We start from the raw sequence: 22246 nt of genomic DNA, 5'->3' as shown, positions 1-22246 counted from the left end.
CTCTGCCTGTGGTGACTGACTCACTCACCCTCCCAATACTCAAATCCCCTTCAGATATCACGAGTCACTCATTGAATGAGTAAAAGTCACCCATTAACTAAGGCCATCTCACTCACTTGTGGGCTTTTCGGTGTGGATGAACGGCTTGGGTGTTCACGGGCGGCGGCCTCGCACGGCCGGACAACATGACCAGGGCCGTGGCCACCAACCGGCCCCGGCCCTGGCTCACCGCGTCCTCAGACGAACACGCACCCGCCGAACAGGCAGACTCAGCCGCGCACTGCCGGCTCCTGTTCGCCGGGCGCCTCCTTGTATGCGAGGTGCCCGACGGCGGAGTACGTCCTGCCCACCACCCCCGCGAGTTCCCCGGCCGTGACGGACGCGTCGGTGTACCGCTGGATCGCTTCGTCGAGCGTCTCGTCCCGCAGGAGTTCCTTGTCTCGAAGGCTTGCCACGGAGGTCCTGAGCAGGGTCAGAGCTGTCCTCTCCCCCGCCACGCGGGTGAGGAAGCCATAGATGCGGTAGGCCTCCAGCGGGTACTCGATCTCCCGGTACTTGAGGTCGGTGACGAGCTCGGCAAGGGAGCGCGCCGCGGCTGCCGGCCCCTGCTCGCCGTCCAGCACCTCCTTGTGCGCGGGTGCTCGGTGACGGGGCGGGCCTTGCCCAGCGCGTCTGCGAGTTGCTCCGCCGCGAGGGATGAGTCGGTGTAGCGCTGCAGCACTTCGCCAAGCGGTTCACCCCGGTAGTCGGTCATCAGATGGTCCTGATCCTGGAGGCCCTCCACGAAGGTCCTGAGCAGGGTGAGGGCTGTCGTCATCTCGCCTGCGGCGCGGGCGAGATGACTGTCGATGAAGGATGCCTCCGCAGGATGTTCGATCTTCCTCCCCGGGTACTGGAGGTCGGTGACGAACTCGGCGAGGGACCAGGCTGCACTTTCCGCGTGCCGGATGACGTCTTCGGTGTTCTCGCTCATACGGATCCGGTTCTCCTTGCTGGGCTGAAGAGGCGCGGGCAGCTGGTGATGTGGCAGCGGTCCTGTACGGATCACGCCGCGCATCCGACGAGACGGCGATGGCCGCCGCGCCCCCGCCCCCATATACGGGAGCGGGGGCGCTGAAGAGGTCCAGCGCGTCGCCCAGGAGCGCCGCACAGTCCACTGCGGGCGCCCGCTCAACTCCCGCGAGCAGCAGTCGGGCATCGCCACCGTGAGCGCGGGCGTGCTCAACGAGGAACGAGAACGCCTGGGCGGGCCGGGCGACAGGGCCTTCTTCTTCGGGTACGCGGGCCGCCGCGTGCAGGCGGCAGGCGGCGCCCGCGGTCACCGCGAGCACGATCGGGTCCTCCTCGAGGAGCTTCGCCGTGAGGGAGTGCCGACCCGGCGCGCTCCGCTCAATGCTGGCGCCGATCAGCGCGGCCGCGGTCCGCGGGCCCGGCGCGGTCTCGACTCCCCACCGGCCGGGGTCAGGCTGGAGGTCCGTGGCCGACGGGCCGCTGGCGAGCAAGTGGAGGGTTCCCGCGTTGGCGGCCGCGTAGGCGACGCCGGAACGGCGGCTCCTGTTTCTCGCCCGGCTCTTACGGCCGTGGCTCTTGGTCATACGGCTCTCGCATCTTCCCGCGCCCGGCCCCATGACCCGATGCGCGTGACGAAGAGCAGCATGCGGAAGGCTCAACGGCCCTGCGGTCACCGGAAGTTGATGTACCTCCCACACTGATGCTGCGCAGACCGGACCCCTTGCGCAGGGTCCGCGGGCACCTTTGCCGTGGTGCATCCCGGTCATGGGCCAGGGAGCGGGCTTGGGCAGATGTGTCGCCCGCTGCCCGCACCTTACCGCCCGGCGTCCGGTCTCGGGGACCGGTGGTCAAAGGCACGCCGCGAGCTCCCCTGGGGGCCGTTTCACCGCAGCATTCCGTGACCTGCGGTGCGTCAACCAGCTCCGCCTCGCCAAGAAATAGAGCAACCAAGCACGCCCCCCAGAACAGGTGGTTCTGGGGGCGTCTTGACGTCACGGACCGGGGCGGTGGACTCCGGGCGCCGACCGAGTTGTTGCTGCCCCCGACCCGGGTGTTCGGTTCGACAGGCCCAGGTGACCTATGTGGCGGCTCTGGGGACAGTCGGGCAGCTTCCCCAGCTCGCACAGGGGTCGTTCGGCCATGGCGCGGCGAAGCAGCCCGGCACCGCCCGTGGGCCGTGGCTTAGTTCATGGTGAGGATGGCGGAGTCGTTGCGGCTGTCCGGATCGAAAGCGGGCCGGTGGGAGTCGGCCGGGTCCGGGCCCCAGACCAGCTGGACGCCGCCCTTGGCGTGCGTGACGACGTCGTCGACCCGGACGGTCAAGGAGAAGTTGGTGACCTGTCCCTTGGGCACGATGATGCCCGGCAGGCTGCAGACGTACGGTCCCTTCGCCTCGGCTGTCGGGTTGTTCTCCTGCCACGGGGCGCAGTTGGCCGAATGGCCGACGGCTGTGGTGCCGGGCGGGAGCGTCACCCAGGCGGTGGGCACTCCTTCACCGCCGCTGCGGTCGTACAGGGTCGCCGGACCGTTGGCGATCAGGTGGAAGGCGAGGGTCGCGTTCTGGCCCGCATCGGCTTGGGCACTCGCGCCGGAGACGGCGAAGTCGGCCGTGTTGCGGGCCCTCAGGGCGGCGATCCAGTAGTCGGTGACGCTGCCCGTCTGCGGCAGGGAGACGGATCCCGCCGGGACCGAGGACCGCCGGCCCGCCTTGATCACCTTCAGCTTGAGGGCGGGCGCGGACCCTTTGCCCCACGTCCACTTGATGCCCTGTCCGTCCGGCCAGCCAGGCTGACCGAGAGGCGCGGTGAGCGCGTCTAGGAAGGTGTTGAGGGCGGTGGAGCCCACGTGCAGACGCACCGGGGCGGCCAGGGCGGCCGTCTCGCCAATGTTGATGGCGCCCTTGGGGTAGCACTCCGCGAAGTGGATCGCGCCGTTGAACCCGTACTTGCAGTTGGAGTAGTGGTCGGCGAAGTCCAGGCCGGGTGAGGCGGCGAGGACCGTCTGCACACCGCGGGCCGGGCGGTTGCCCACGTTGGTGAACCGGACCGGTTCGGCGACGTTGCTGCCGACCTTCAGGTTGGTGTGGTCGGCGAGGTGCTCGAGGCCGAAGGACGGCCCTCCCACGGTGACGGATCCCGTACCGCCTGTGATCTGCGCATGCGCGGACCGGCCGGTGATCTTGTACGTTCCCGTGGCGCCCAGTCGGCTGCCCCTGAGCACGGTCAGGGTCAACTGGGTCATTGACCCGAGGCCGATGTTCGGGTTGGAGCCGGACTCGAACGACTCCGAGCATGTGGCGACCAGGCCATGGGCGGTGCAGTTGCTCGAGAACGCCACCTTGGCGATCTTCGACAGTCCCCGGGCGTCCACGGTCAGAGTGACATCGTGTGCCGTCAGGTTCTTGGTCCTGGTGTGGAAGTCGAAGTACACACCTTCCGTGGCAGGAGCAGCCGGCAAGGCCGCCGGTGTCGGCGTGTCAAGAGTGATCACCGGCTGACCGGAAACAGCAACAGCACCGGCTGGGGCGGCGCCCAGCAGCGATGCGGCCAGACCCGCAGCCGAAACAAACACTGCGGCTAAACCGGTGAGGGAATTACGTCTCATCAACGTCCTTACGCTTGAAGGGCTTTACGCAGCCTCACGGAACGGACCAGGTGGGACTCCAGCCCCGGGCCGCACCACGCTGACCGCCGGCCGGCGGCATCTGTCCGTCTCCTCCGCATCTGCTGCCGGAGCCCCGCAGCTGGCAAGCCGCTCTCGCGGCCACGCCCCCAGCGGTGACGAACAGCGTGACCTTAGACCACCGGTATGACAAACGCCCACGCCATTTCGTAGAAACCGCGCGGCAAGATCGTGCTCGACCGCTGCCCGGAACCCGCTTGATGACCAGACGCCTGCCGGCTTCGGCGGCGTCATCCCGACACGGCGCCTGATACATGAGAACGGCTGCGTCGGCGGGGATCGGTTCGCCGGGGTTGAGGAGCGTGTCCACCAGGACGTCCCGGACACCTTCTGGACGGCGAGCTCGACGATGAGGGACTCCCGGTCCCGGCCGGTCGTCTCGGTGTCGGGGACGACGGCGTCCGGGTCGGTCAGGACGGTCCGGGCGCACTCGGTCAAGGAGGCGACCTCTTGGCGCCGTGCCTCCGTGGCGTGTCCAGGTCATCACGGATCCCTTCGGCCGACTGCTGTGACCTTCCGCGGCCCTGCCCGGCTCCACCGCCGCGCGCGAACACGGCATCATCGACTCGTCAGGTGCCGCAGCGTGCGGCTGGACAGATCGATCGACGACGGGTAGAGAGGCAGACGTCCATGTCCTGATTCTGGGCCAAGGGCTCCTGACGTCCTCAGCTGTCGCTGTCCTTGACGCCTCCTCGCAGGCCCCACTCATCCAGGCCAGAATAGATCAACGCAGTGCGGCCCCGCGGAAAGGAGAGGGCCTCGGCCTCCCCTGAATAGATCGTCACAAGCGAGTCGGCTCCTCGCCACCAGGTGTCGGCGAGGCCCTTCACTTCGCGCACCGGCTCGTACCCGTCCAGCACGATGCTATCGACATCGTCGCCGGTGACCTTGACGATCTGCTTTGCGCACACGGACACGTGGTGAGTCAGTGCGAGCGACTCCACCCAGCCTGCGACGGTGGCGTGGAGGGGCACCCACCGACCTGTGTGAATGCCGAACTCACCGGACGGCCCGATCATGAACGAGTACGGGACAGCGGTCCGCTGCATCCCGGCTTCGAACCACCATCCATCGGAGGTTGAGCCCTCGGGCGAGTCCGCTTCGAGGTACCTGGGTCCGCCGTCATACTGCGGTGAGGGTGGCAGTACCAGGCCACCCCACTGCTCTTCATAGGCCGCCATCCGGTCGATGACCGCCGTTGGGATGTCTCGCTCAAGCCACCACTGCCTGTGGTCCTCGATGGGCCGGATGTCGACCTTGACGCCGTGCGCGCGGACGAATGACCGGGCGCGTTGAGTCAGGCCATCAGACACATCGTTGAAGAGGTTGAGATTCACCAGGCTGACGCTATCCAGTACCCGAGGGATCGCCGACCGTGGGCCGCTCTGCGACCCCTGCGGCACACGATCCAGTCAAGCTGGACCGGCCAAGTCGGCACCGACGAATCCCGCCTGCGCCGCATGCTGGCCCGTCTCGACACCCACTTGTACCCGGGCACCTTCATCACCTGCGCCTACAACCCCGACCGCGCCCTGTGCCGCAGCCCTGAGGGTCGCTTCACCACTCCTGCGTGGGTACTTCGACGCCGATGTGCTCACCGTGGTCGAGGGAGGCGCCGAGGAGACCACGGCCCTCCCGTCGCACCCATCCCGTCTGCTGGATTCCGGCCGGGCGGCGGTGAGAGGCCAGCACCACCGTGACGACCTGTTCATCGCACCGACGGTGCTCACCGATGTCGACCCCGCATCGCCGGTCATGCAGGAGGAGATCTTCGGTCCGATCCTCGCCGTCGTCGAAGTCGCCGACCTCGATGCCGCTATCGCCTTCATCAACGAACGCGAAAAGCCCCTCGCGCTCTACGCCTTCACCACTTCCGAGGCCACCAAGTCGCGCCTCGTGAATGAGACGTCCTCCGGCGGCGTCACCTGGGGCCAGCCGGTGATGCAGCTGCCATGCCGGGACTGCCTTTCGGTGGCGTCGGCGAAAGCGGCATGGGCCGGTACCACGGCCGGTATTCCCTCGAGACGTTCAGCCACCTCAAGGCCGTCGCGGACGTGCCGCTCAACTAGGCCCGCGCTTTCGTGGAGCAGGCTGTCCGATGGGCGATCGGCCGACGGAAGTGCCTCAGGCCGGTGAGAATGAGGAGCGCTGAGATCGCTGTTCCCGCCACCGCCGGAAGCGCGTTCCAGTCCTCTTCGCGGGGCGCGTCGAGGGAGTCGGTCGCGGCGCGGCCTGCAGACACCGATCTGTACTGACCCCGGCGGCGGCACCCATGACTTCGTCACCTGGCTGACTGCTGATCGTGCGCAAGGAGCGAACGCCCGCACTCCGGCGGGCAGTTGCGCTTGACCGGCGTCGACGCCGAAGCCGACGGCATGCGGCTCTCACCGCGTTCGCCGCCACCGCTGGCGATGCGAACTGCTCAGTGGCCTGCGACAGCGCCACTCTTCGGCAGTCAGCCCCGTCGCCCGTCCTGCGTCTGCTCTGGAGACTGTCGATGCCGACGTGATCGGCTACACCGGGCTCAAGACCCGGCCCCGCGCGCTCGCGGTACGCCTTCCGAACGGACGCACCGCACTCGCGCAGACGTTGTCGGCGCCGCTCGCTGCACGGCTTGCGCAGCTCCTGGTTACGGCCGGTCCAGCAAAGCAGGGCCGCGCAGACACCGGTGAGACCCACACCAGGATTCCTTCTGGCCTCGCCGTCCTGGAAGTCCTCGCGGGCACCACCCGCCACACCGTCGTGACCCCGCTACGCCTTCGATGAGCGCCGATGCGGTCCAGAGTGTGGCCGCCGACATGAAGGCCGCATTCGACGAGTCCAGGCAGTGACCGCGCGGACCACTCGGAACAGAAGACCGGTATGCGCCCTGGCGGCATAAGCCCCAAGATCCGTTGCTTCCCGCTCCACCGAATCACCACCTCTCCTGAGTGCGGCACTGGCCGCGGTTGGCCTGTTGTCACAACGGCTTGTCGTCCTTCGGGAGCCTGGCACTGATCGCTGTGTCGAGTTCTGCCATGGTGCGGCGGAACGCCGCTTCCAGATCGATGCCGTAGCGGTGGGCCAGGATGAGCACCGACCAGAGGCAGTCCGCGAGTTCGTGCTCCAGCGCCGTCCGGCCGCCTGGCATCTCCCGGGCGCCCGCTTCGGCCATCACCAGCTTGGCCAGATCTCCGACATCTCCCACGAAGCCGAGCATGAACTCCTCCTGTGTCCACACCCGGCCCCGCTCCTGCAAATTCAGCTCGTCGTACAGATCATGTATGCGCGTCGCCTGCTGCAGCAGGTCTTCGAGGCTCATCACACGGCCCCTCCTGATCTGGGTCGAGGCGCACGTGATCCCCAAGTGGCACCGAGAAACTGAGCGCCGAATCGGCCAATTGGCCGACTGTCATGTGACCGTTCACGGTAGTTGGCGAGCGAGCGGGTGCGTCCTGCCCTGGTCACGGCGGTTCTGTTCATCGCATTTGGCGGGGTCTGTTCGCGATAGATGGCGAATCCGTGGTCGGCACGCCCAGTTCGGCGTTTCAGTCGGCGGGGTTCGCCACGTGTGGCGCTCAGTCGGCGGCGCGCGGGTCATAGGCGGATGACGACCAGGGCGATGTCGTCGCGGGCGCCGCTGCTGACGCCGAGGTGCGCGAGCAGGGCGTCGGCGAGGCGTTCGGGTGTGCGGCGGGCATGGCGGGCGAGCGCGTCGGTGAGGCGTTGCAGGCCTGCGTCGATGTCCTCGCCGCGGCGTTCGATGAGGCCGTCGGTGTAGAGCACGAGGGTGTCGCCGGGGGTGTAGGGAAGGTCGGCCTGGGGGCGGGGGACGTGTTTGGGGCGGGCTCCCAGCGGAGGGTCGGTGGCCTGGTCGAGAAGGTCGCAGGCGCCGTCTTGGTGGACCAGGATGGGGGGCGGGTGGCCGGCGCTGCTGTACATGATGCGGCGAGCGTGGGTGTCGACGACGGCTTGGACGACGGTGGTGGCCAGTGCACCCTCCACGTAGCGTGCATACAGGCCCAGGACATCCAGGGCCCTCGCGGGCCCTTCGACGGCCCGGAGTGAGGCGGACAGTGCGCTGCGGAGCATGCCCATGACGGCGGCTGCCTCCAGGCCGTGGCCGACGACGTCGCCGACCGCGACGGCGAGTCTGTTCTCGGGCAGGTCGACTACCTCGTACCAGTCGCCGCACACGTTCAGTGTCCCGACGGCGGGCAAGTAGCGCACTGCGGTGTCCCGGTGCCGGGCCAGGTGGGGCGAGTGGAGCATGGCCTCCTGCAAGGTGAGGGCGACCTGGCGTTCCCGGGCGTGGGCTTGGCGTAGTTCTTCGCTCAGTTGCTTGAGCTCGCGCGCCCGCGCGTACAGTTCGACCTCCATGGCCACCGCGTCGCTGAGCGCCCCGTCTTCTCGCGGGCGAGCGTGGGAGAGGATGAACGAGGTCACGTCCTCCCCCCGGTGGATGATCCATTCCACCTGCCCATCCGGCCCGAGCACCGGGGTGTTGATCGCGGACCACCACCGCTCCTCGAACACGCCGGGCCGGTCGTCCACGGGAATGTCGTACTTCATCGGCGCCATGGTGTCCGGCTCCTTCGAGCGCAGGACCCGGTGCAGGGAGGCGTGCAGATTCCGCAACCCGTCAGCATCCGGGTCCGCCGGATTGTCAGGGAAGGCATCGAAGAGGTACCGCCCGAGCAGATCCTCCCGAGTACGGCCGGTCACCCGGCAGGCCGCCTCATTGACGTCGGCGAGCACCAGATCCGGGCCCATCACCATATAGGGGGTGGGGGTGACCGCGAACAGCGCCTGGTAGTCGATCCCCGGCCTCGCCACACGGCGCAGCTGTGCATCCTTATCAGAGCTGTCCTCGTCCCTCACTCCTACGTTCTACCGTTCGTCAGCGCCCTCGGCACCTGGGCACACCGCCTGCTCTCGCATCTGTCACGTGCCCTCATGACGAAAGTCTCTAGGGACCGCAAGGGCGCTGGCGCAACCGCGCCGAACGGTTGCCCGCCAAAGCTGCCGATCAGCTCGCCGACTCAAGTGCTCAGTTACGGCGGCTCGTGTGATCACTCGGGCCGGGCTCGCCAACTTCGTGAACATCCGCCAATGTGCGCGAACAGTCACATGTCACGCTCAGGCAGTAGGGGGCGATCCGATTCACTTATTCGAACACTTGCACGACTATGGGTCATGGTGGATATCTGGAGAGGTCACAGGTCAGGGGAGGAACATGCGGAGACAGGAGGTGCGGAGCCGTGGATTTACTCATCTGCACGACGCCTCCGGCAACTCCGCCCGCTACGGCGCTGCCCTCCCCAGTGTCCTCGTCCAGCGCGCGGCCGAGCACGGCATGACGTCACTCGCGCTGACCGACCGGGACACCGTCGCGGGGACGGTCCGCCGCCCAGGCCGCAGCGGCCGCTGGCACCCGTCCGGTTTTCGGCGTCGACGTCGCCGTCCCTCCGCTTGTCTCGCAGGCCCCGACTGCCGGACGGCCACGTACGCCTGTACGCGGCGGCGCGCACGTGATGGAGCCGCCGCTGCGGATCAGCCTGCTTGCACAGAACGTGTCGGGGTGGGCGCGGCTGTGCCGTCTGGTTTCCGCCGCGCACGCCGAGGCCGACGGAACTCTGCCGGTCGTGTCCTGGCCGGTCCTGCGCGAGTACGCCGACCATGACCTGGTGGTGCTGCTCGGGCCCTCGTCCGAGCCGATGCGGGCCCTGTCCGCAGGCCGCCCCGACGTCGCCGAGCAGCTGCTCGCGCCGTGGCGGGAGCTGGCTGGTGAGCGGCTGTGCCTGGAAAGCGTGCATCTGGGCCGTCAGGGCACCGGTGCGGGCTCGCTGCGGCCGGCCGCGCGCACCGTGGGCCTGGCCGACCAGCTCGGCGTACGCGCGGTGCTGACGAACTCGGACCGTTACGCCGACCCCGACCAGCACCGGCTGGCCGACGTCCTCGATGCGGCCCGGCTGTTGCGGCCCGTCGACCGCCTTCACCTGGACGGCGGCGAGCGGGGGCTGAAGGAGCCGGCCGCCCTGGCCGAGGCTGCCGAGCGGATTGCGCAGGCCGTGGGCGACGGCCGTGCTCGAGCCGTGCGTCTGCTGGCAGAGACCGAGGCCACCGGCCAGTCCTGCACCCTCACCCCGGCAGACCTCGGGCTGGGACGGCCGCACTTCCCCGAACCGTCCGTCGTGGGCGCGACGGCCGAGTCCGGTTCGGCGATGCGGCTGCCGCGGCCAGCGGTGCGAGGCCGGCATCCTTGCCCGCGGCCTGGACACGGACGAGCGCGCCGTTCAGCAACTCCGATACAAGCTCGACGTCATCGGACGCATGGCCTTCGAGCCGTACTTCCTGGCCGTGGCCCAGGTGGTCGCAGACACCGGGCGCTCGGGATCCAGGTCGCCGCGCGCGGCTCCGGTGCCGGTTCCATGGTCAACCATTTCGGTGTGAACGCTGGGACGACAGCGACCAGTTCGGCACGGATCCCTGGATCCCGGATGTGGTGCCGCCCGGATGCGGCCCGGCAATTTCCCTGCGGATTCTGGCGCTGAGCCGGGAGTGCTGGAAGTGCAAGGAGGTTTCCGGCACGGCGCCCGCCGTCCTGGAAGTACACCTCCTTGAGCGCCTCGGCGGCGATCTCCTGCAGGCGCTGGTTTCGACGGGGCGGGATTCGTCTCATCGGACTTTGACCATGGGCGCCTGGGACTCCACTTCTTGTTCATGGCCAAGCTCGAGAAGCCGGTCGACCAGCGGCGGCGGGATAGAGCCGGACAGAGTCCGGACTTGACGGTCAAGATCAGCAGCGTCCACGGCACCGCACCCTAGCCACTGCCCCCGACACACCCCTCGGTGAGCGCGGCCAGCAGAACCGCGCGCTGGAGGTCCTCGCCCCGTACGTCGCCACGGGCTGGTGGCCGGCCACCCGGGCCCAGGCAGAACTGCTGGAGAGCTGGGGACGAGCGCAGGAGGCGATCGCGCTGACCCGCCCCCACGCGCAGGCCGGTGACCGGATGGCGCTCGACTTCGTAGGGCGCCTCATGGCCCGCCACGACCACGGCGCCGAAGCCTTCGAGCTGCTGCGCCCCGGAGTCGAGGACTGGTTCCTCGCCGCCCCGCTGGTGGACGTCGCCGAAGCGGCTGGCCGCGACGCGGACGCCGCCGCGCTGCTGACCGCCTGGATCCCGGTCGACCACCGCTGCGACAGCCCGTGGTGCTGCCGCAGCGGCCTGGACGCCGACACCGCACTCGGCCTGCTCGCCCAGATTCGCGAGCGCCAAGGCCGCACCGACGACGCGATCGCCCAACTACGCACCCGGCACGGCACCTCCGTCAACGGTCGAGACCAGCTCGCAGAGCTGCTGGCCAGACACGGCCGGATCGAGGAACTGCGCGAGTACGCGGCCTCCCACGGACACGGGCACGCCGCGCAGTGCCTGGCTGAAGTGCTTGAGGAGCGCGGCAACGTGGAGGGCACGATCGCCGTCTACCGGCAAGAAGACGTTGCGTCGACCCGCCACTATCACGACCCCGTGCTGCTTGCCGGGCTCCTGTCCCGTCACGGCCGGGGCGACGAGGCGATCGCGGTGATGTGCGCCCTGGTGGACTCCCCGGGCGGAGCGGACGACTGGGTCGTCGACTCGCTGTGCACCCTGTATGCCGAGCACGGCCGCGCCCAGGAGGGCCTGGCCCACCTCGACGCCCTCAAGGAACGCCGCGGTGGAGAAGAGGAGTGGGACTTCTTCAGGATGCGGCTTCCGCTGCTGGCCGACTGCGGCCTGCTCGACGAAGCGATCGAGCAGGCGCGGGCACACCACGAAGGCGACACCTGGTACGCGGCCTGGTCCCTCTCAGACCTGCTTGCCGAAGCGGGCCGAACTGAGGAAGCCGTCGCTGTCCTCGAACAGCACCCCGCCTCCAGCAGTTCCGTCCTGGCCCGGCGCCTCATCGACCTCGGCTGCATCGAAGACGCCATCCGAGTCCTCCAGAACCGGCCGAACGCCGAACCCGCCACCGACCCCTGGGACGGCACCTACTCCAACAAACCACCGTTCTGACGCTGCTCCGCATCTCCGCCCCTGCTCCGGCAGCCAGCGGCGACTTGCCGGGAGTCCTCCCCCCTGTATGCCTCACCCCGTGGCGGATCCGGCAGGAGCTTGCCGGGCTGAGGTCAGCGGGTGCGGCGCAGAACGGCCCAGCTGCCCCAGCCCGCCTCGGACTCCGTCGCCTGCCAAGTGCCGGGCAGAGCCGCATCAACGGTGGATACGGGAAGGTACAGCGGCCCGTCGTAGCCGAGCTGATTGATCCACAGCAGTACCCCGCCGGGCGCCAGGACGCGGGCGATCTCGGCCGGGAACAGCAGCATGTCGATCGCCGCAATGACAGCGACGGATGCGGTGGCCAGCGGCAGCCCGCTCGCGTCGGCCCGGACACGCCACGGGGAACGGCCGTTGGCCTGCTGCAGCATGCGCATCGACAGGTCCACGCTGACCACCCGTGGGAAAGCGCCCGTCAGTATAGGGGTGAACAGGCCGGTGCCCGAGCCGAGTTCGAGACACGGGCCCTGGGGCATCGGTCCGCCGCGAGCGAGGGCGTCGCGTACGGGGTCGTCGCGGCCGGTGGCGCGGGTGGTGTCCCAGTGGGCGGCGAACTGGTCGAACTGAGCGGTGATGAATTGAGCCGTTTCGGCGGTCCACGGCCGTCGGCCGGCAGCCAGGTCACGGGCGAAGGCCCGGAAAGCCTCGGCGGTGCCGGGCGGTGGAACCGGTTTGCCGTCCGGGCTGGGCAGGACACGCGGCAAGGTGGCAGTCACAGGAGTTACTCCAGCACGGGTGCGATATCACGCGAATCGGCCCAGGGGCCGAATCAGCCCTCCACCTGCGGGTGGAGGGCCGTCCTCAGTCTGGTGCCGCTGTGCGTGTCCCTGCCGCATGTGGCTGCGACGTGACCCCATACGGGCACACCGCCGATTGCTCTCGCGACGGGAAATCGGGGCCGATGCCCGCACCGGCCCCCTACGGAGACTCCGCTCGCGGGGGCTTGATCTGTCACCAGAGCTGCGTGCAGGGGCTCAGGCTTGGTAGGCGGCCAGCGCCATCATCCCCGCCTCGCCGTGGTAGGCGTTGTGGCAGTGCAACATCCACTGCCCCGGGTTGTCGGCGTCGAAGAACACCGACACCGTCTTCCTCGGCAGCACGATGGTGGTGTGCTTGCGCGGTCCGCCGCTGCCGAGCTGGTAGGTATGGCCGTGCAGGTGCGTCGGGTGCCACACGGTGGTGGTGTTGACGAAGTCGAACTGGACCCGCTGGCCCTGTTCCACGGTGATCGGGAGCGTGGTCGGGTTGTTCATGTCGAACCGCTTGCCATTGATGGCCCAGTTGTACGTCATCATGCCGCCGGTCAGCTCGATGCGGTGGACCCGGTCGACTTTCTTCGACGTCAGCCGGACGTCGTCCGCCGCGTGAAGCTGAGAAGCGGCCCTGAGCCTGCCATTCAGTTCCGTCGGGCGGACGGTCGCCTTGGGAAGGCTGCCGGAGCCGGTGCGGATGACAGCCATTCCGGTGGCGTTCTTTCCCTCGGCCAACGCCACAAGGGGAAGACTCCGTCGTCCAGGGTGACCAGGACGTCGTAGCGTTCGCCCATGCCGAGCAACAAGGCATCGGCCTGCTGGTGCCGGACGGGGAAGCCATCGGTGTGGGTGATGGTGAACTTGTGGCCGCCGAGGGCGACACGGTGGGCGGTGTCCCCGCCGACATTGATCAGGCGCAGTCGGACCCGCTTGCCGGGCTTGCTGCGGAAGACCTGCGGGTCGGCCGCAACGCGGCCGTTGATCAGGTGGTAGGGATACTTCACGTCCCCGGCGTCGCCCCCGAGCAGTGCGCTCTGAGCGCCCATCAGCATGAACCTCATGCCCATGCCTCCGCCTGAGGGCGAGGCGGAGGGCGAGTTACTCGTGCCGTCCATGCCGCTGCCACTCATGTCCATGCCGCCCATGTCGTGGCTGGATGAGCTGCTGGAGCCTTCCCCCATGTGCATCCCGCCCATGCCCTGCCTCAGCTCGGCGAAGACGTCGTCCGGGGTACCGGTGACGCCGTCGAGCCAGTCGTCGAGGACGACCACCCACTCCTCGTCGTACGACAGCGGCTCCCTCGGGTCCTCCACGATCAACGGCGCGTACAAGCCCCGGTCGAGCTGGACACCGATGTGCGGGTGGAAGAAGTAGGTGCCGGGGGTGTCCGCGGTGAACCGGTAGGTGAAGTTGTGTCCTGCCCGGACGGCGGCCTGGGTGGCCGGCGGTGCGCCGTCCATGTCGTTGCGCAGGGCGATGCCGTGCCAGTGGAGGGAGGTGGTGGTCTGGTTCGGCAGCTGGTTGGACAGGGTGGCGGCCAGCGCGTCCCCGGCCGAGACGCGCAGCTCCTTGCCCGGTACCTGGCCGCTGAAGGCCCAGGTCCTGGCCGTGACGCCGCCCAGGTCGACCATGGACTGTGCTGCGGTCAGGGTCAGTTGGTGGGTCTTACCGCTCTGGGTGCGCTTCTTGTCGGCAGCTGCGACGGCTGACCCGGAGGGGCTGATCAGGGCGGGCGTGCTTCCAGAGCCGCTGCAGGCGGCGAGTGCGCCCGCGACGCTGAGCCCGGCCAGCAGGACAGAGCGGCGGTTGATGCTGTTCACAGGGGTGTCCTTGTCTCGATATCGCCTCTGTTCGGTCGCGTGCGCACGGCTGAGGGCACGCGTGAACGCGCGCAGCCGTGGGCGCGGCCTACAGCAGCAATCGAGAGAGGGCGGAAAGGTCGGGGGGTGCCCGGCCCGTGGTTCACGGGACGTCCCGGCCGACGGCTGTTTCGGAACCCAGGCACGGAGCGCAGCCGGTGGAGGACTGGTGGGGAGGCTGCGGGGTGTCGGTCCGCCACGCTCTCTGTGATCACTCGATACGGTCAGACCTTCCGACAACCGCGGCGGCGCATCATCACGAACGCACTGCCGCTGCCCGCGAGGGCCACCAATAGGGCACCGGCCGCGATCTCCATGGGCTCCAAGCTCCTGACGCTGCCGCCTGCGCCGGTTCTGAGGGCCCCACTGACCATCGGATGAGGGGTGGACGAAACCTGCATCGTCGCCATGCCGGACGGCATCGTCATAGGGCAAGTCATCGTCATGCCGGGCGGCATCGTCATGGTGCACGTCATCGACATGTGGGACGGCATCGTCATGCCGGGCGGCATCGTCATGGTGCACGTCATCGACATCGTGGTGGCGGAAGACCGCTGCATGGTGCAGCTCGGTGACACGCTGGATGCGCCCGACGGGGCCGGCTTCGCGTCCGCCGGCGCGGCGAGAACGGTCAGGGAGATCGTGGCGGCGGCGAGGGCAGCGACGGCTATGCGACGAGGGCGCATGGTGGTCTCCTCAGCCGGTCACGGCCTCGGTGACCGCGTTAGGGAGATCCGGCATATAGGGATCAAAGCGTTGTACTGACATGCATCGCGACGCGCACTGATCCGCTCCGATCACTCGAATGCAGCTCGCCCATGGCCCCGATCGAGCTGTTTTCCCAAGTCACTCGGCATGTGCCTGCGCCAGGACAAACCGGGGTTGCGTGGTCCGCCTTCTGGGTGACGGCCCTGATGCGGAACCTGGAATCGATGCGCCCCCCGGGGGGGCCACGCACGGCCACCAGCGGGGGGGCTCCTCGGGGAACTGGCTACAGTTGAATAGAGGACCCGGCAGGCAAGGGCGTCGAGGCCGTCCGTCCGATCCGCGACGAGATCAAGACGCGTATGGAGGCCCTGATCGCTGAGATCGACGCCAAGCAGGAGGCGTGACCACGGTGACCGCGAGAGCCGACGTGCGCGAGGTCATCGTCATTGGCTCCGGCCCGACCGGATACACCGCCGCGCCCAGCTCAAGCCGCTCGTCTTCGGCGGCACCATCTTCGTCGGCGGCGTGCTGACCACGACCACCGAGGTCGAGAACTTCCCCGGCTTCCCCGAGGGCATCGACGGCCCGGACCTCATGGCGAACATGCGCGCCCAGGCCGAGAAGTTCGGCGCCGAGATGATCGACGACGACATCGTCGAGGTCGACCTCACCGGCGACAACAAGACCGTCACCGACACCGCGGGCACCGTGCACCGGGCCAAGACGGTGATCGTGGCGACCGGCTCCGGCTACCGCAAGCTCGGCCTGCCCAAGGAAGCGGAGCTGTCCAGCCGCGGTGTGTCCTGGTGCGCCACCTGCGACGGCTTCTTCTTCCGCGACCGCGACATCGTGGTCGTCGGCGGAGGCGACACGGCCATGGAAGAGGCCACCTTCCTCACCCGCTTCGCCAAGTCGGTGACCGTCGTGCACCGCCGCTCCACCCTGCGCGCCTCCAAAGTCATGCAGAACCGCGCCTTCGCCGACGACAAAATCTCCTTCGCCTTCGACAGCGAGATCGCCGAGATCGCCGAGATCAAGGAAGCGGACGGCGAGCTCGCCGGGGTCGCGCTCCGCGACGTCTTCACCGGCCAAACCCGCGACCTCGACGTGACCGGCCTGTTCATCGCGATCAGCCACGACCCGCGCACCGAACTGTGCAACGGCCAAATGGAGTTGGACGGCGCGGGCTACCTCAAGGTTGATTCGCCCTCCACCCGTACGAACCTGCCCGGGGTCTTCGCGGCAGGTGACGTGGTCGACCACACCTACCGCCAGGCCATCACCGCCGCCGCCAGCGGCTGCGCAGCCGCCCTGGACGCCGAGCGGTACCTGGCCGCAGGGAGGGCTGCTCAAGCGGAGCAAGAACCCGCTGCCATCCCAGCCTGATACGAGCACCGGCGCGGGCCCGTCCTACGTTTCGGACGGGCCCGCGCCGGCTTCTTGAATGCCGACTGAATCCTGAGACGAGCAACGACGACACAGCATCAACGACGACGCCCCGTCCCGCGCGACGAAGCACGCCGGCTCCTCACCTCAGGCGTGCGCGCCTGCACCCACTCCACACCCGAGGCTCAGCTCCGCATCCCAGGCTGACCCGCCACAGCCGACGCCGCGTCTCCGCTCCCCCGTTCTGCGCCGGACTTCGGCCTAGTCACGCCGTTGCCGTCGGGCCGGCTTCTTCGCCGCTGCGGTCTTCTTCGCGGTTTTCTTGGCGGGCGCCTTCCTCGCCGTCTTCGCGGCCGTCTTCTGCTTGGCCGACGGCATCTCGTGGACCTCGGCCTCGTCGGCGTCCTCGCCGCGCGCTGCCTGCGCCTTGCGGACACTCTCCTGCAGGACGGCCATCAGGTCGACGACCTGGCCGCCCGGCTCCTCGGCCTCGGTGCTCGGCTTGGGCGGCTGCTGGCCCTCGGCCTTCGCCTCGAGCACTGCTTCCAGGGCCTGGCGGTACTCGTCCTGGTAGCCGGAGATGTCGTCCGTCGTCGTCGAGTCGACCAGCTGCAGCGCCTCGAAGCCCCCAGAACGGGCCGCTTCCCGACGCCGCCGCGCGCCCTGGCTGACACCGCCGCAGGCTGGACGGGTGGACTGGCCCGCTTCCGTCGCCCTCGCACAGTCCGTACCGGAACTCCCTACCGGAACGGAATGGAGCTACGAAATGAAGATATGGACGAGGTTAGAAGCTGTCCGTTGTCCGCAAAAAAGGCCCCTTCGGACCGGGTGCTGGATGCCATGGCAAGCGTCATCATGAAGCAGCGGCTCCACGGACTGTGGCCAGGAGGGGCTTATGGACAGAGAGATCATCCACGCAGAACTGCGGCAGGCTAGTGCTACGTTCCACCAGCTTCTGGAGTCGGCCACAGCCGAGGACTTGCGTCGCCGGAGCAAGGGAACCCGTTGGACCAACGAGCAGCTGCTCTACCACATGCTGTTCGGCTATATCGTCGTGCGGGCCTTGCTTCCGTTGGTGTGCCTGTTCGGTCGCCTTCCCCCGGGAGCAAGCCGTGCGTGGGCACGTTTACTGAACACCGCCACCCGCCCCTTCGACGTGATCAACTACCTCGGAGCCGTGGCCGGCGCCCGGGTCTACAACCACCGGCGTATGGGAGCGAAGCTCGATCGGACGCTGACAGCCCTTCATCGCCATCTGGATGCCGCGCCGGACGCGAAGTTGGCACGGACGATGGGCTTTCCGACGCGGTGGGATCCGTTCTTCAAGGACGTGATGACCCTCGAAGAGGTGTACCGCTATCCGACTCAGCACTTTGACTTCCACCGCGCCCAGCTCACTGTGGGGGCTCAGGCGTAACGCTCGCGCCCCGCCCCGGTCGACGCGGCCGTGTCCGGCAACTCCGTGCAGGCGCCGGTGTGCTAGTCGGCCATTGCGGCGGTCCGGATGATGGCCGGGGGCACGACTCGTGCGCACAGAGGGTTGCCGCGTGGGTCGGTCAGGCCGAGGCGTCCGACAAGCAAGCCCGGGTTTACCCGCGCGCCCCCTTCGGCCGCCGCTCCCGCTGCGGGCGCCCGGGGAAGAAGCAGCCTGACCGCTGCTCGTTCTGCGGGCACGCGCGTAGCGAGGAGCGTCGCCTGGTCGCCGGGCCCGACGTGTGGATCTGTTCCGACTGCGTCGCCCGGTGCGGCGAGATCCTCGCCCAGCCCGCCGACACGGGAGCCTGACGGTCGGCACCGGACGCCGCGCAGCGGCGGAACGAGCCCACGTAGTCGCCACGCTCGGCCCGCTGGGCGGGGGTGAGGGCGTCGTCGGCGACGACGTCGGAGACACCGATCCGGCCGCTAGGTTTCAGCACGCGGACGAACACGGCCGGCTTGTCGGTGGACAGGTTGATGACGCAGTTGGAGATCACGACGTCGATGGTGTTCGCGGGCTGCAGGATCGCCTCGACGGTGCCCTTGAGGAACTCCACACTCCTCGCGGCGCCTGCCTTCTCCGCGTCGGCCAGGGCCAGGGCGAGCATCTCGTCGGTCATGTCCAGTCCGTACGCCGTGCCGGCGGGGCCGACCCGGCGGGCGGAGAGCAGGACGTCGATGCCGCCGCCGGAGCCGAGGTCGAGGACCCGCTCACCGGCGCGGAGTTACCCCCCACCACCGGCGCGGTCACAACGGAGATCAGCAGCCCGGCGGACATCCCTGCGCACAACAGCCACCAGGGCCGTCTTCTGCTTGGCCACCGGCATCTCATGGACCTCGGCCTCACCCGCGTCCTCGCCGCGCGCTGCCTGCGCCTTGCGGACACTCTCCTGCAGGGCCGATCAGGTCGACGACCTGGCCGCCCGGCTCCTCAGCCTCGGTGCTCGGTTCGAGCGGCTGCCGGCCTTCGGCCTTCGCCTCGAGCACTGCTTCCAGGGACTTCCGGTACTCGTCCTGGTAGCCAGAGATGCCGTCCGTCGTCCTCGAGTCGACCAGCTGAAGCGCCTCGTCGATCTCGGAGTCCGTGACCGTGACGTCCTTCGGGGCGAGCTCGGAGGGGTCGCGCACCTCGTCGTCCCACTTGAGCACGTGCGCGACCAGCGCCCCGTCCCGCACCCGCAGCAGCACCAGGCACTCCCGCCCGTGCCACGCCGGCTTCGCCACGGCCACCTTCGTGTTGCGGGCCAGCGCCCGGGCGATCAGCACGTACGGCTTCGCCGCGACCGGGCCGTCGTACTGCACGAGGTAGCTGTCGGCGCTCAGCCGCACCGGGTCGATCGACGCGGCCGGCACGAACGCGACGATCTCGATCGCCTTCGCGGTCGGCAGCGGCACTTCTTTCAGCTCCTGTCCTCAGAAGTCCCTGAACGGGCTGAGGCACACAAGGTGGCCGGGGACGATCGTCTTGACGATCACCACACGACGGTCATCAAACCGGATATTCCGGATCACCACGTGGCGGTGCACGAAGAAGCAGAACCGGTGGTGCAGCCGGAAGTGGTGGATGTGGTTCCGGTCACCGAACCCGGGGCCTGGCCGGACGTTGCCGAACCCGAACCCGTTGTCTTGGCCGTGGCCGACCCGCCCCCCGTTGTCGGATCCCGAAGCCGTTCCGGGCTGCGGCATGGTGCTGGTGCCGGTGGTGGGTGGAGTCGGGCTGGGCTGCGGCATGGTGCTGGTGCCGGTGGTGGGTGGAGTCGGGCTGGGCTGCGGATCTGCCACAGCGGGCACCGCCCCCGTGAAGGCGACCCCGGCTGCCAAGAGGGGGATGATCGTGGCTGTTGAGAGACGCATGGTAAGTGATCCCCTAAGCTGGTTCGCCCCATATGTCGTCTACATGTACGTATCTGGCGCCCTCAGAGATTGCGCGGGTGGCACGTCCGGGCGACGGTGCCTCCCGGACGACGTAGGGGCGAGGGGTCACCGTGGATTCGACCGCCTCGCCCGCAACCCGGTGTGTCGGCCGGCTCATCGGCCACCCGGTCCGGGTCGGACTTCGGGCGGATCATCGCCAGGACCGTCTCGTTGACCGTCATCGCGTGCGACCGGGTGCTGTGGACGCTGCTCCTCGCGGTACCCGTGCTCTTCATCCTCCTCACCGTGGCCACCACCCCTGAGGAGTCCACGTAGCTGACCGTGCGCGAGGGCGGCCGCACTCTTGTCCAGCGGGCGTGACTGCCCGACATCCATGGCGGCACCATGTCGCCGATCGCCATCGCATCCCTGGCCACACTCGCCGGTCTGTTCACCGTCCTGGACGCCCGCGCGGGTGACCAGCGTCTGTCCCTCGCCGGGTTCCGCCCCGCCGCTCTGCACGCTTCCCGCCTGACCGTGGTGGTCCTCGGCGCGTTGCTGGCCACCGCAGCCTCCCCCGTGGTGACCGCCACCGTTTTCGACGCCCGCCAATGGGGCCGCTATATAGCCGCGAACGTCCTGATCGCCCTCACTTATGGCCTCATCGGCGTCCTGCTCGGCCCGCTGTTCGGCCGCGTGGGTGGGCTACTCGTCGCCTTCCTGGTGCCCTTCATAGACCTGGGCATCGAACAAAGCCCCATACTCCGCCCCGCCCCATCTGGCTGGGCGCACGCTTTGCCCGGCTACGGCGCCACCCGCGTCCTGATCGACGCAGCCCTCACCCCCACCTTCGACGAAACCGGCCCCCTGCTCATCGCCCTCGCCTGGCTGACCGGGCTCACCGTCGCCGCAGCCGTCCTCTTCCGCCGCACCGCCACCACCCCAGGTAACACCTACTGCCGGACAGAGAGCCCACCCCCGTGGGTGAGCGGGCGAAGCAGACGGCGGTACGACCCGCCCGAGCACCGCCAGTGAGAGCGAACCTGAATGCGATCGCCGGCCGACAGCCGTGCCCGCCCCGCAGTCCCCGCCCGAAAGGCCCGCCCCGCATGACCTTCACCCCACTGCACCGGGGCCACACCGCCGCTGCCCTGGCGAGCGCCTGCACCCTGCTGGCCCTGGCCGGCTGCTCGAACGGCGGCAACGGCAACAACCCGGCCACCACCAGCGCCCCGCCCGCCGCCTCCAGCACCGGCCCCGCCGCGGCACGCATCGTGATCGAGAACTTCGCCTTCACCCCGGCGAACCTCCGCGTACGCCCCGGAACGAAGATCACCGTCGTCAACCGCGACTCCGTAACGCACACCGTGACCGCGACCGGGGACAAGAAGTTCGACACCGGCAGCATCGCAGGCGACGCAACGGCCACCTTCACCGCACCGTCCGCACCCGGCGGCTACTCCTACATCTGCACCATCCACCCGAACATGAAGGGCACCCTCACGGTGGGCTGACACCCAGGCGGCGAGCCCGCGCGCCGATCCCAGGCCCTGCCCACGACGCTGTGAGCCCCGTAGAGATGAGTCGGTGACAAGTCATGCCCCAGCAGATGAGGCCACCCACCCCCTCGCACCCGGTCTTCTCCCGCTTCTACAGCAAGGTCGCCGGTCCAGCCCTGGCGAAGGCGGGCGTCACAGAACACCGCAAGCGCCTGCTGGCGGGCCTGGCCGGCGAGGTCATCGAGATCGGCGCGGGCAACGGCCTGAACTTCCCCCACTACCCCGGCACGGTAACCCGGCTGCTTGCGGTGGAACCCGAGCCGCACCTGCGTGAGCTGGCCGTCCAGAGCGCCCGATCCGCTGCGGTTCCCGTTCAGGTAGTGGACGGACGGGCCGAGCAACTGCCTGCCGAGGACACCTCGTTCGACGCGGCCGTCGTCTGCCTGACCCTGTGCTCGGTCGCCGACCCGCACGCCGCGCTCGCCGAACTCCACCGGGTGTTGCGGCCAGGCGGACAACTCCGCTTCTTCGAGCACGTACGCGCCGACTCGCCCGCGATGCGGCGCACACAGCAGGTCCTGGACGCTACCGTCTGGCCCCTGCTGATGGGCGGCTGCCATGTCGGCCGCGACACCCGGGCCGCGATCGCCGCAGCCGGGTTCCGCCTCACCGAGCTGGAGAAGTTCTCCTTCCCCGACACCCGACTGCCCTTGCCCGCGGCCACGCACATCCTCGGCACGGCCCGGCGTGAACCGCAAGGCGCATCGTGATCACCCTGCCCGCGGGGGAGGTCGACGAGTCGGTGGTCACCGCCGAGAGCCTGCCGGTGCACGAGGCGCCCGGCACGCAGGTGGGGGGTGCGGCGCACGTACCGTCCATGGGAGTGAATGAACCTGCGGGCTTGGCGGGTCACCGACAGAGTGACTTCATGGGCCGCCCCATAC

The 22246-nt window shown here is 68.8% G+C and carries 19 protein-coding genes and 7 pseudogenes; 13 read left to right on the top strand and 13 right to left on the bottom strand.

Annotated features, from left to right (window positions below):
• Window positions 1-269: 269 nt before the first annotated feature.
• The 3 genes from AAFF41_RS50100 to AAFF41_RS50090 form a co-directional block, all read right to left on the bottom strand.
• Window positions 270-623 carry a hypothetical protein gene (locus AAFF41_RS50100; protein ID WP_319753860.1) on the bottom strand — a complete coding sequence of 118 codons (354 nt, stop codon included), beginning with the start codon at window positions 621-623 and terminating at the stop codon, window positions 270-272.
• 1570 nt (window positions 624-2193) lie between these two features.
• Window positions 2194-3501, bottom strand: coding sequence for a hypothetical protein (locus tag AAFF41_RS50095; protein WP_319754407.1), 1308 nt, complete (start codon window positions 3499-3501; stop codon window positions 2194-2196).
• Between the two features lie 857 nt (window positions 3502-4358).
• Window positions 4359-5030 (bottom strand): hypothetical protein, encoded by a 672-nt coding sequence (locus AAFF41_RS50090; RefSeq protein WP_319754408.1) that lies wholly within the window; start codon window positions 5028-5030, stop codon window positions 4359-4361.
• 316 nt (window positions 5031-5346) lie between these two features.
• Between AAFF41_RS50090 and AAFF41_RS50085 the strand changes: the two are divergent.
• Window positions 5347-5762 (top strand): annotated as a pseudogene (locus AAFF41_RS50085) (aldehyde dehydrogenase family protein); the annotation flags it as partial.
• Between the two features lie 436 nt (window positions 5763-6198).
• The gene (locus tag AAFF41_RS50080; RefSeq protein WP_319754410.1) at window positions 6199-6459 is read left to right on the top strand and encodes a hypothetical protein; all 261 of its coding nucleotides are present in this window, start codon (window positions 6199-6201) and stop codon (window positions 6457-6459) included.
• A 193-nt stretch (window positions 6460-6652) separates the two neighbouring features.
• On the opposite strand, the gene AAFF41_RS50075 is transcribed toward AAFF41_RS50080, so the two are convergent.
• Both AAFF41_RS50075 and AAFF41_RS50070 read right to left on the bottom strand, forming a co-directional pair.
• The gene (locus AAFF41_RS50075; protein ID WP_319754411.1) at window positions 6653-6994 is read right to left on the bottom strand and encodes a MazG nucleotide pyrophosphohydrolase domain-containing protein; all 342 of its coding nucleotides are present in this window, start codon (window positions 6992-6994) and stop codon (window positions 6653-6655) included.
• A gap of 275 nt (window positions 6995-7269) precedes the next feature.
• The gene (locus AAFF41_RS50070; protein ID WP_415926077.1) at window positions 7270-8451 is read right to left on the bottom strand and encodes a PP2C family protein-serine/threonine phosphatase; all 1182 of its coding nucleotides are present in this window, start codon (window positions 8449-8451) and stop codon (window positions 7270-7272) included.
• A gap of 457 nt (window positions 8452-8908) precedes the next feature.
• Between AAFF41_RS50070 and AAFF41_RS50065 the strand changes: the two are divergent.
• Window positions 8909-10115 (top strand): annotated as a pseudogene (locus tag AAFF41_RS50065) (PHP domain-containing protein); the annotation flags it as partial.
• A gap of 134 nt (window positions 10116-10249) precedes the next feature.
• Here the strand turns inward: AAFF41_RS50065 and AAFF41_RS50060 are convergent.
• Window positions 10250-10330: pseudogene (locus tag AAFF41_RS50060) on the bottom strand (telomere-protecting terminal protein Tpg); the annotation flags it as partial.
• 355 nt (window positions 10331-10685) lie between these two features.
• Between AAFF41_RS50060 and AAFF41_RS50055 the strand changes: the two are divergent.
• Window positions 10686-11729 (top strand): tetratricopeptide repeat protein, encoded by a 1044-nt coding sequence (locus tag AAFF41_RS50055; protein WP_343326194.1) that lies wholly within the window; start codon window positions 10686-10688, stop codon window positions 11727-11729.
• A 113-nt stretch (window positions 11730-11842) separates the two neighbouring features.
• Here the strand turns inward: AAFF41_RS50055 and AAFF41_RS50050 are convergent, their stop codons facing one another.
• Together AAFF41_RS50050 and AAFF41_RS50045 are read right to left on the bottom strand one after the other, a co-directional pair.
• Window positions 11843-12484, bottom strand: coding sequence for a class I SAM-dependent methyltransferase (locus AAFF41_RS50050; RefSeq protein ID WP_319754414.1), 642 nt, complete (start codon window positions 12482-12484; stop codon window positions 11843-11845).
• Between the two features lie 258 nt (window positions 12485-12742).
• Window positions 12743-14340 (bottom strand): annotated as a pseudogene (locus AAFF41_RS50045) (multicopper oxidase family protein).
• Window positions 14341-14763: 423 nt separating this feature from the next.
• Here AAFF41_RS50045 and AAFF41_RS50040 point away from each other — a divergent pair.
• From AAFF41_RS50040 to AAFF41_RS50025, 4 genes and pseudogenes are all read left to right on the top strand, one after another.
• Window positions 14764-15144 (top strand): hypothetical protein, encoded by a 381-nt coding sequence (locus tag AAFF41_RS50040; RefSeq protein ID WP_319754415.1) that lies wholly within the window; start codon window positions 14764-14766, stop codon window positions 15142-15144.
• A 236-nt stretch (window positions 15145-15380) separates the two neighbouring features.
• Window positions 15381-15491 (top strand): annotated as a pseudogene (locus AAFF41_RS50035) (phosphotyrosine protein phosphatase); the annotation flags it as partial.
• Between the two features lie 5 nt (window positions 15492-15496).
• Window positions 15497-16473, top strand: a pseudogene (locus tag AAFF41_RS50030) (NAD(P)/FAD-dependent oxidoreductase).
• A gap of 69 nt (window positions 16474-16542) precedes the next feature.
• On the top strand, window positions 16543-16680 hold the full coding sequence (locus AAFF41_RS50025) for a DUF6233 domain-containing protein (protein WP_343326488.1): 138 nt from the start codon (window positions 16543-16545) through the stop codon (window positions 16678-16680).
• A gap of 54 nt (window positions 16681-16734) precedes the next feature.
• Here AAFF41_RS50025 and AAFF41_RS50020 read toward each other — a convergent pair whose 3' ends face one another.
• Window positions 16735-17013, bottom strand: coding sequence for a hypothetical protein (locus tag AAFF41_RS50020; protein WP_319754416.1), 279 nt, complete (start codon window positions 17011-17013; stop codon window positions 16735-16737).
• A 355-nt stretch (window positions 17014-17368) separates the two neighbouring features.
• Here AAFF41_RS50020 and AAFF41_RS50015 point away from each other — a divergent pair, with 355 nt between their 5' ends.
• Window positions 17369-17890, top strand: coding sequence for a DinB family protein (locus AAFF41_RS50015; RefSeq protein WP_319754417.1), 522 nt, complete (start codon window positions 17369-17371; stop codon window positions 17888-17890).
• A 62-nt stretch (window positions 17891-17952) separates the two neighbouring features.
• Here the strand turns inward: AAFF41_RS50015 and AAFF41_RS52095 are convergent, their stop codons facing one another.
• Window positions 17953-18147 (bottom strand): DUF5990 family protein, encoded by a 195-nt coding sequence (locus AAFF41_RS52095; protein WP_415926076.1) that lies wholly within the window; start codon window positions 18145-18147, stop codon window positions 17953-17955.
• A 21-nt stretch (window positions 18148-18168) separates the two neighbouring features.
• Between AAFF41_RS52095 and AAFF41_RS52090 the strand changes: the two genes are divergently transcribed.
• Window positions 18169-18258, top strand: a complete 90-nt coding sequence (locus tag AAFF41_RS52090; RefSeq protein ID WP_351522586.1) for a ClpX C4-type zinc finger protein — start codon at window positions 18169-18171, stop codon at window positions 18256-18258.
• A 31-nt stretch (window positions 18259-18289) separates the two neighbouring features.
• Here AAFF41_RS52090 and AAFF41_RS52085 read toward each other — a convergent pair.
• The 3 genes and pseudogenes from AAFF41_RS52085 to AAFF41_RS49995 all read right to left on the bottom strand — a co-directional run.
• Window positions 18290-18674: pseudogene (locus tag AAFF41_RS52085) on the bottom strand (methyltransferase domain-containing protein); the annotation flags it as partial.
• Window positions 18675-18792: 118 nt separating this feature from the next.
• The gene (locus AAFF41_RS50000) at window positions 18793-19353 is read right to left on the bottom strand and encodes a Ku protein (RefSeq protein ID WP_343326487.1); all 561 of its coding nucleotides are present in this window, start codon (window positions 19351-19353) and stop codon (window positions 18793-18795) included.
• Window positions 19354-19362: 9 nt separating this feature from the next.
• Window positions 19363-19803 (bottom strand): hypothetical protein, encoded by a 441-nt coding sequence (locus AAFF41_RS49995; protein ID WP_343326193.1) that lies wholly within the window; start codon window positions 19801-19803, stop codon window positions 19363-19365.
• 405 nt (window positions 19804-20208) lie between these two features.
• Here AAFF41_RS49995 and AAFF41_RS49990 point away from each other — a divergent pair, with 405 nt between their 5' ends.
• The 3 genes from AAFF41_RS49990 to AAFF41_RS49980 all read left to right on the top strand — a co-directional run bounded on the left by AAFF41_RS49990 (window position 20209) and on the right by AAFF41_RS49980 (window position 22072).
• Window positions 20209-20838, top strand: coding sequence for a hypothetical protein (locus AAFF41_RS49990; RefSeq protein ID WP_319754684.1), 630 nt, complete (start codon window positions 20209-20211; stop codon window positions 20836-20838).
• A gap of 74 nt (window positions 20839-20912) precedes the next feature.
• Window positions 20913-21317: a cupredoxin domain-containing protein gene (locus tag AAFF41_RS49985; protein WP_319754683.1), complete on the top strand. Its 405-nt coding sequence runs from the start codon at window positions 20913-20915 to the stop codon at window positions 21315-21317.
• 83 nt (window positions 21318-21400) lie between these two features.
• Window positions 21401-22072: a class I SAM-dependent methyltransferase gene (locus tag AAFF41_RS49980; RefSeq protein WP_319754682.1), complete on the top strand. Its 672-nt coding sequence runs from the start codon at window positions 21401-21403 to the stop codon at window positions 22070-22072.
• Window positions 22073-22246 lie beyond the last annotated feature (174 nt).

This window comes from Streptomyces mirabilis (assembly GCF_039503195.1).
Taxonomy (GTDB): Bacteria; Actinomycetota; Actinomycetes; order Streptomycetales; family Streptomycetaceae; genus Streptomyces; species Streptomyces mirabilis_D.
Note: the sequence above shows the minus strand (reverse complement) of the source record. Positions and strands in the feature narration are given on the sequence as shown.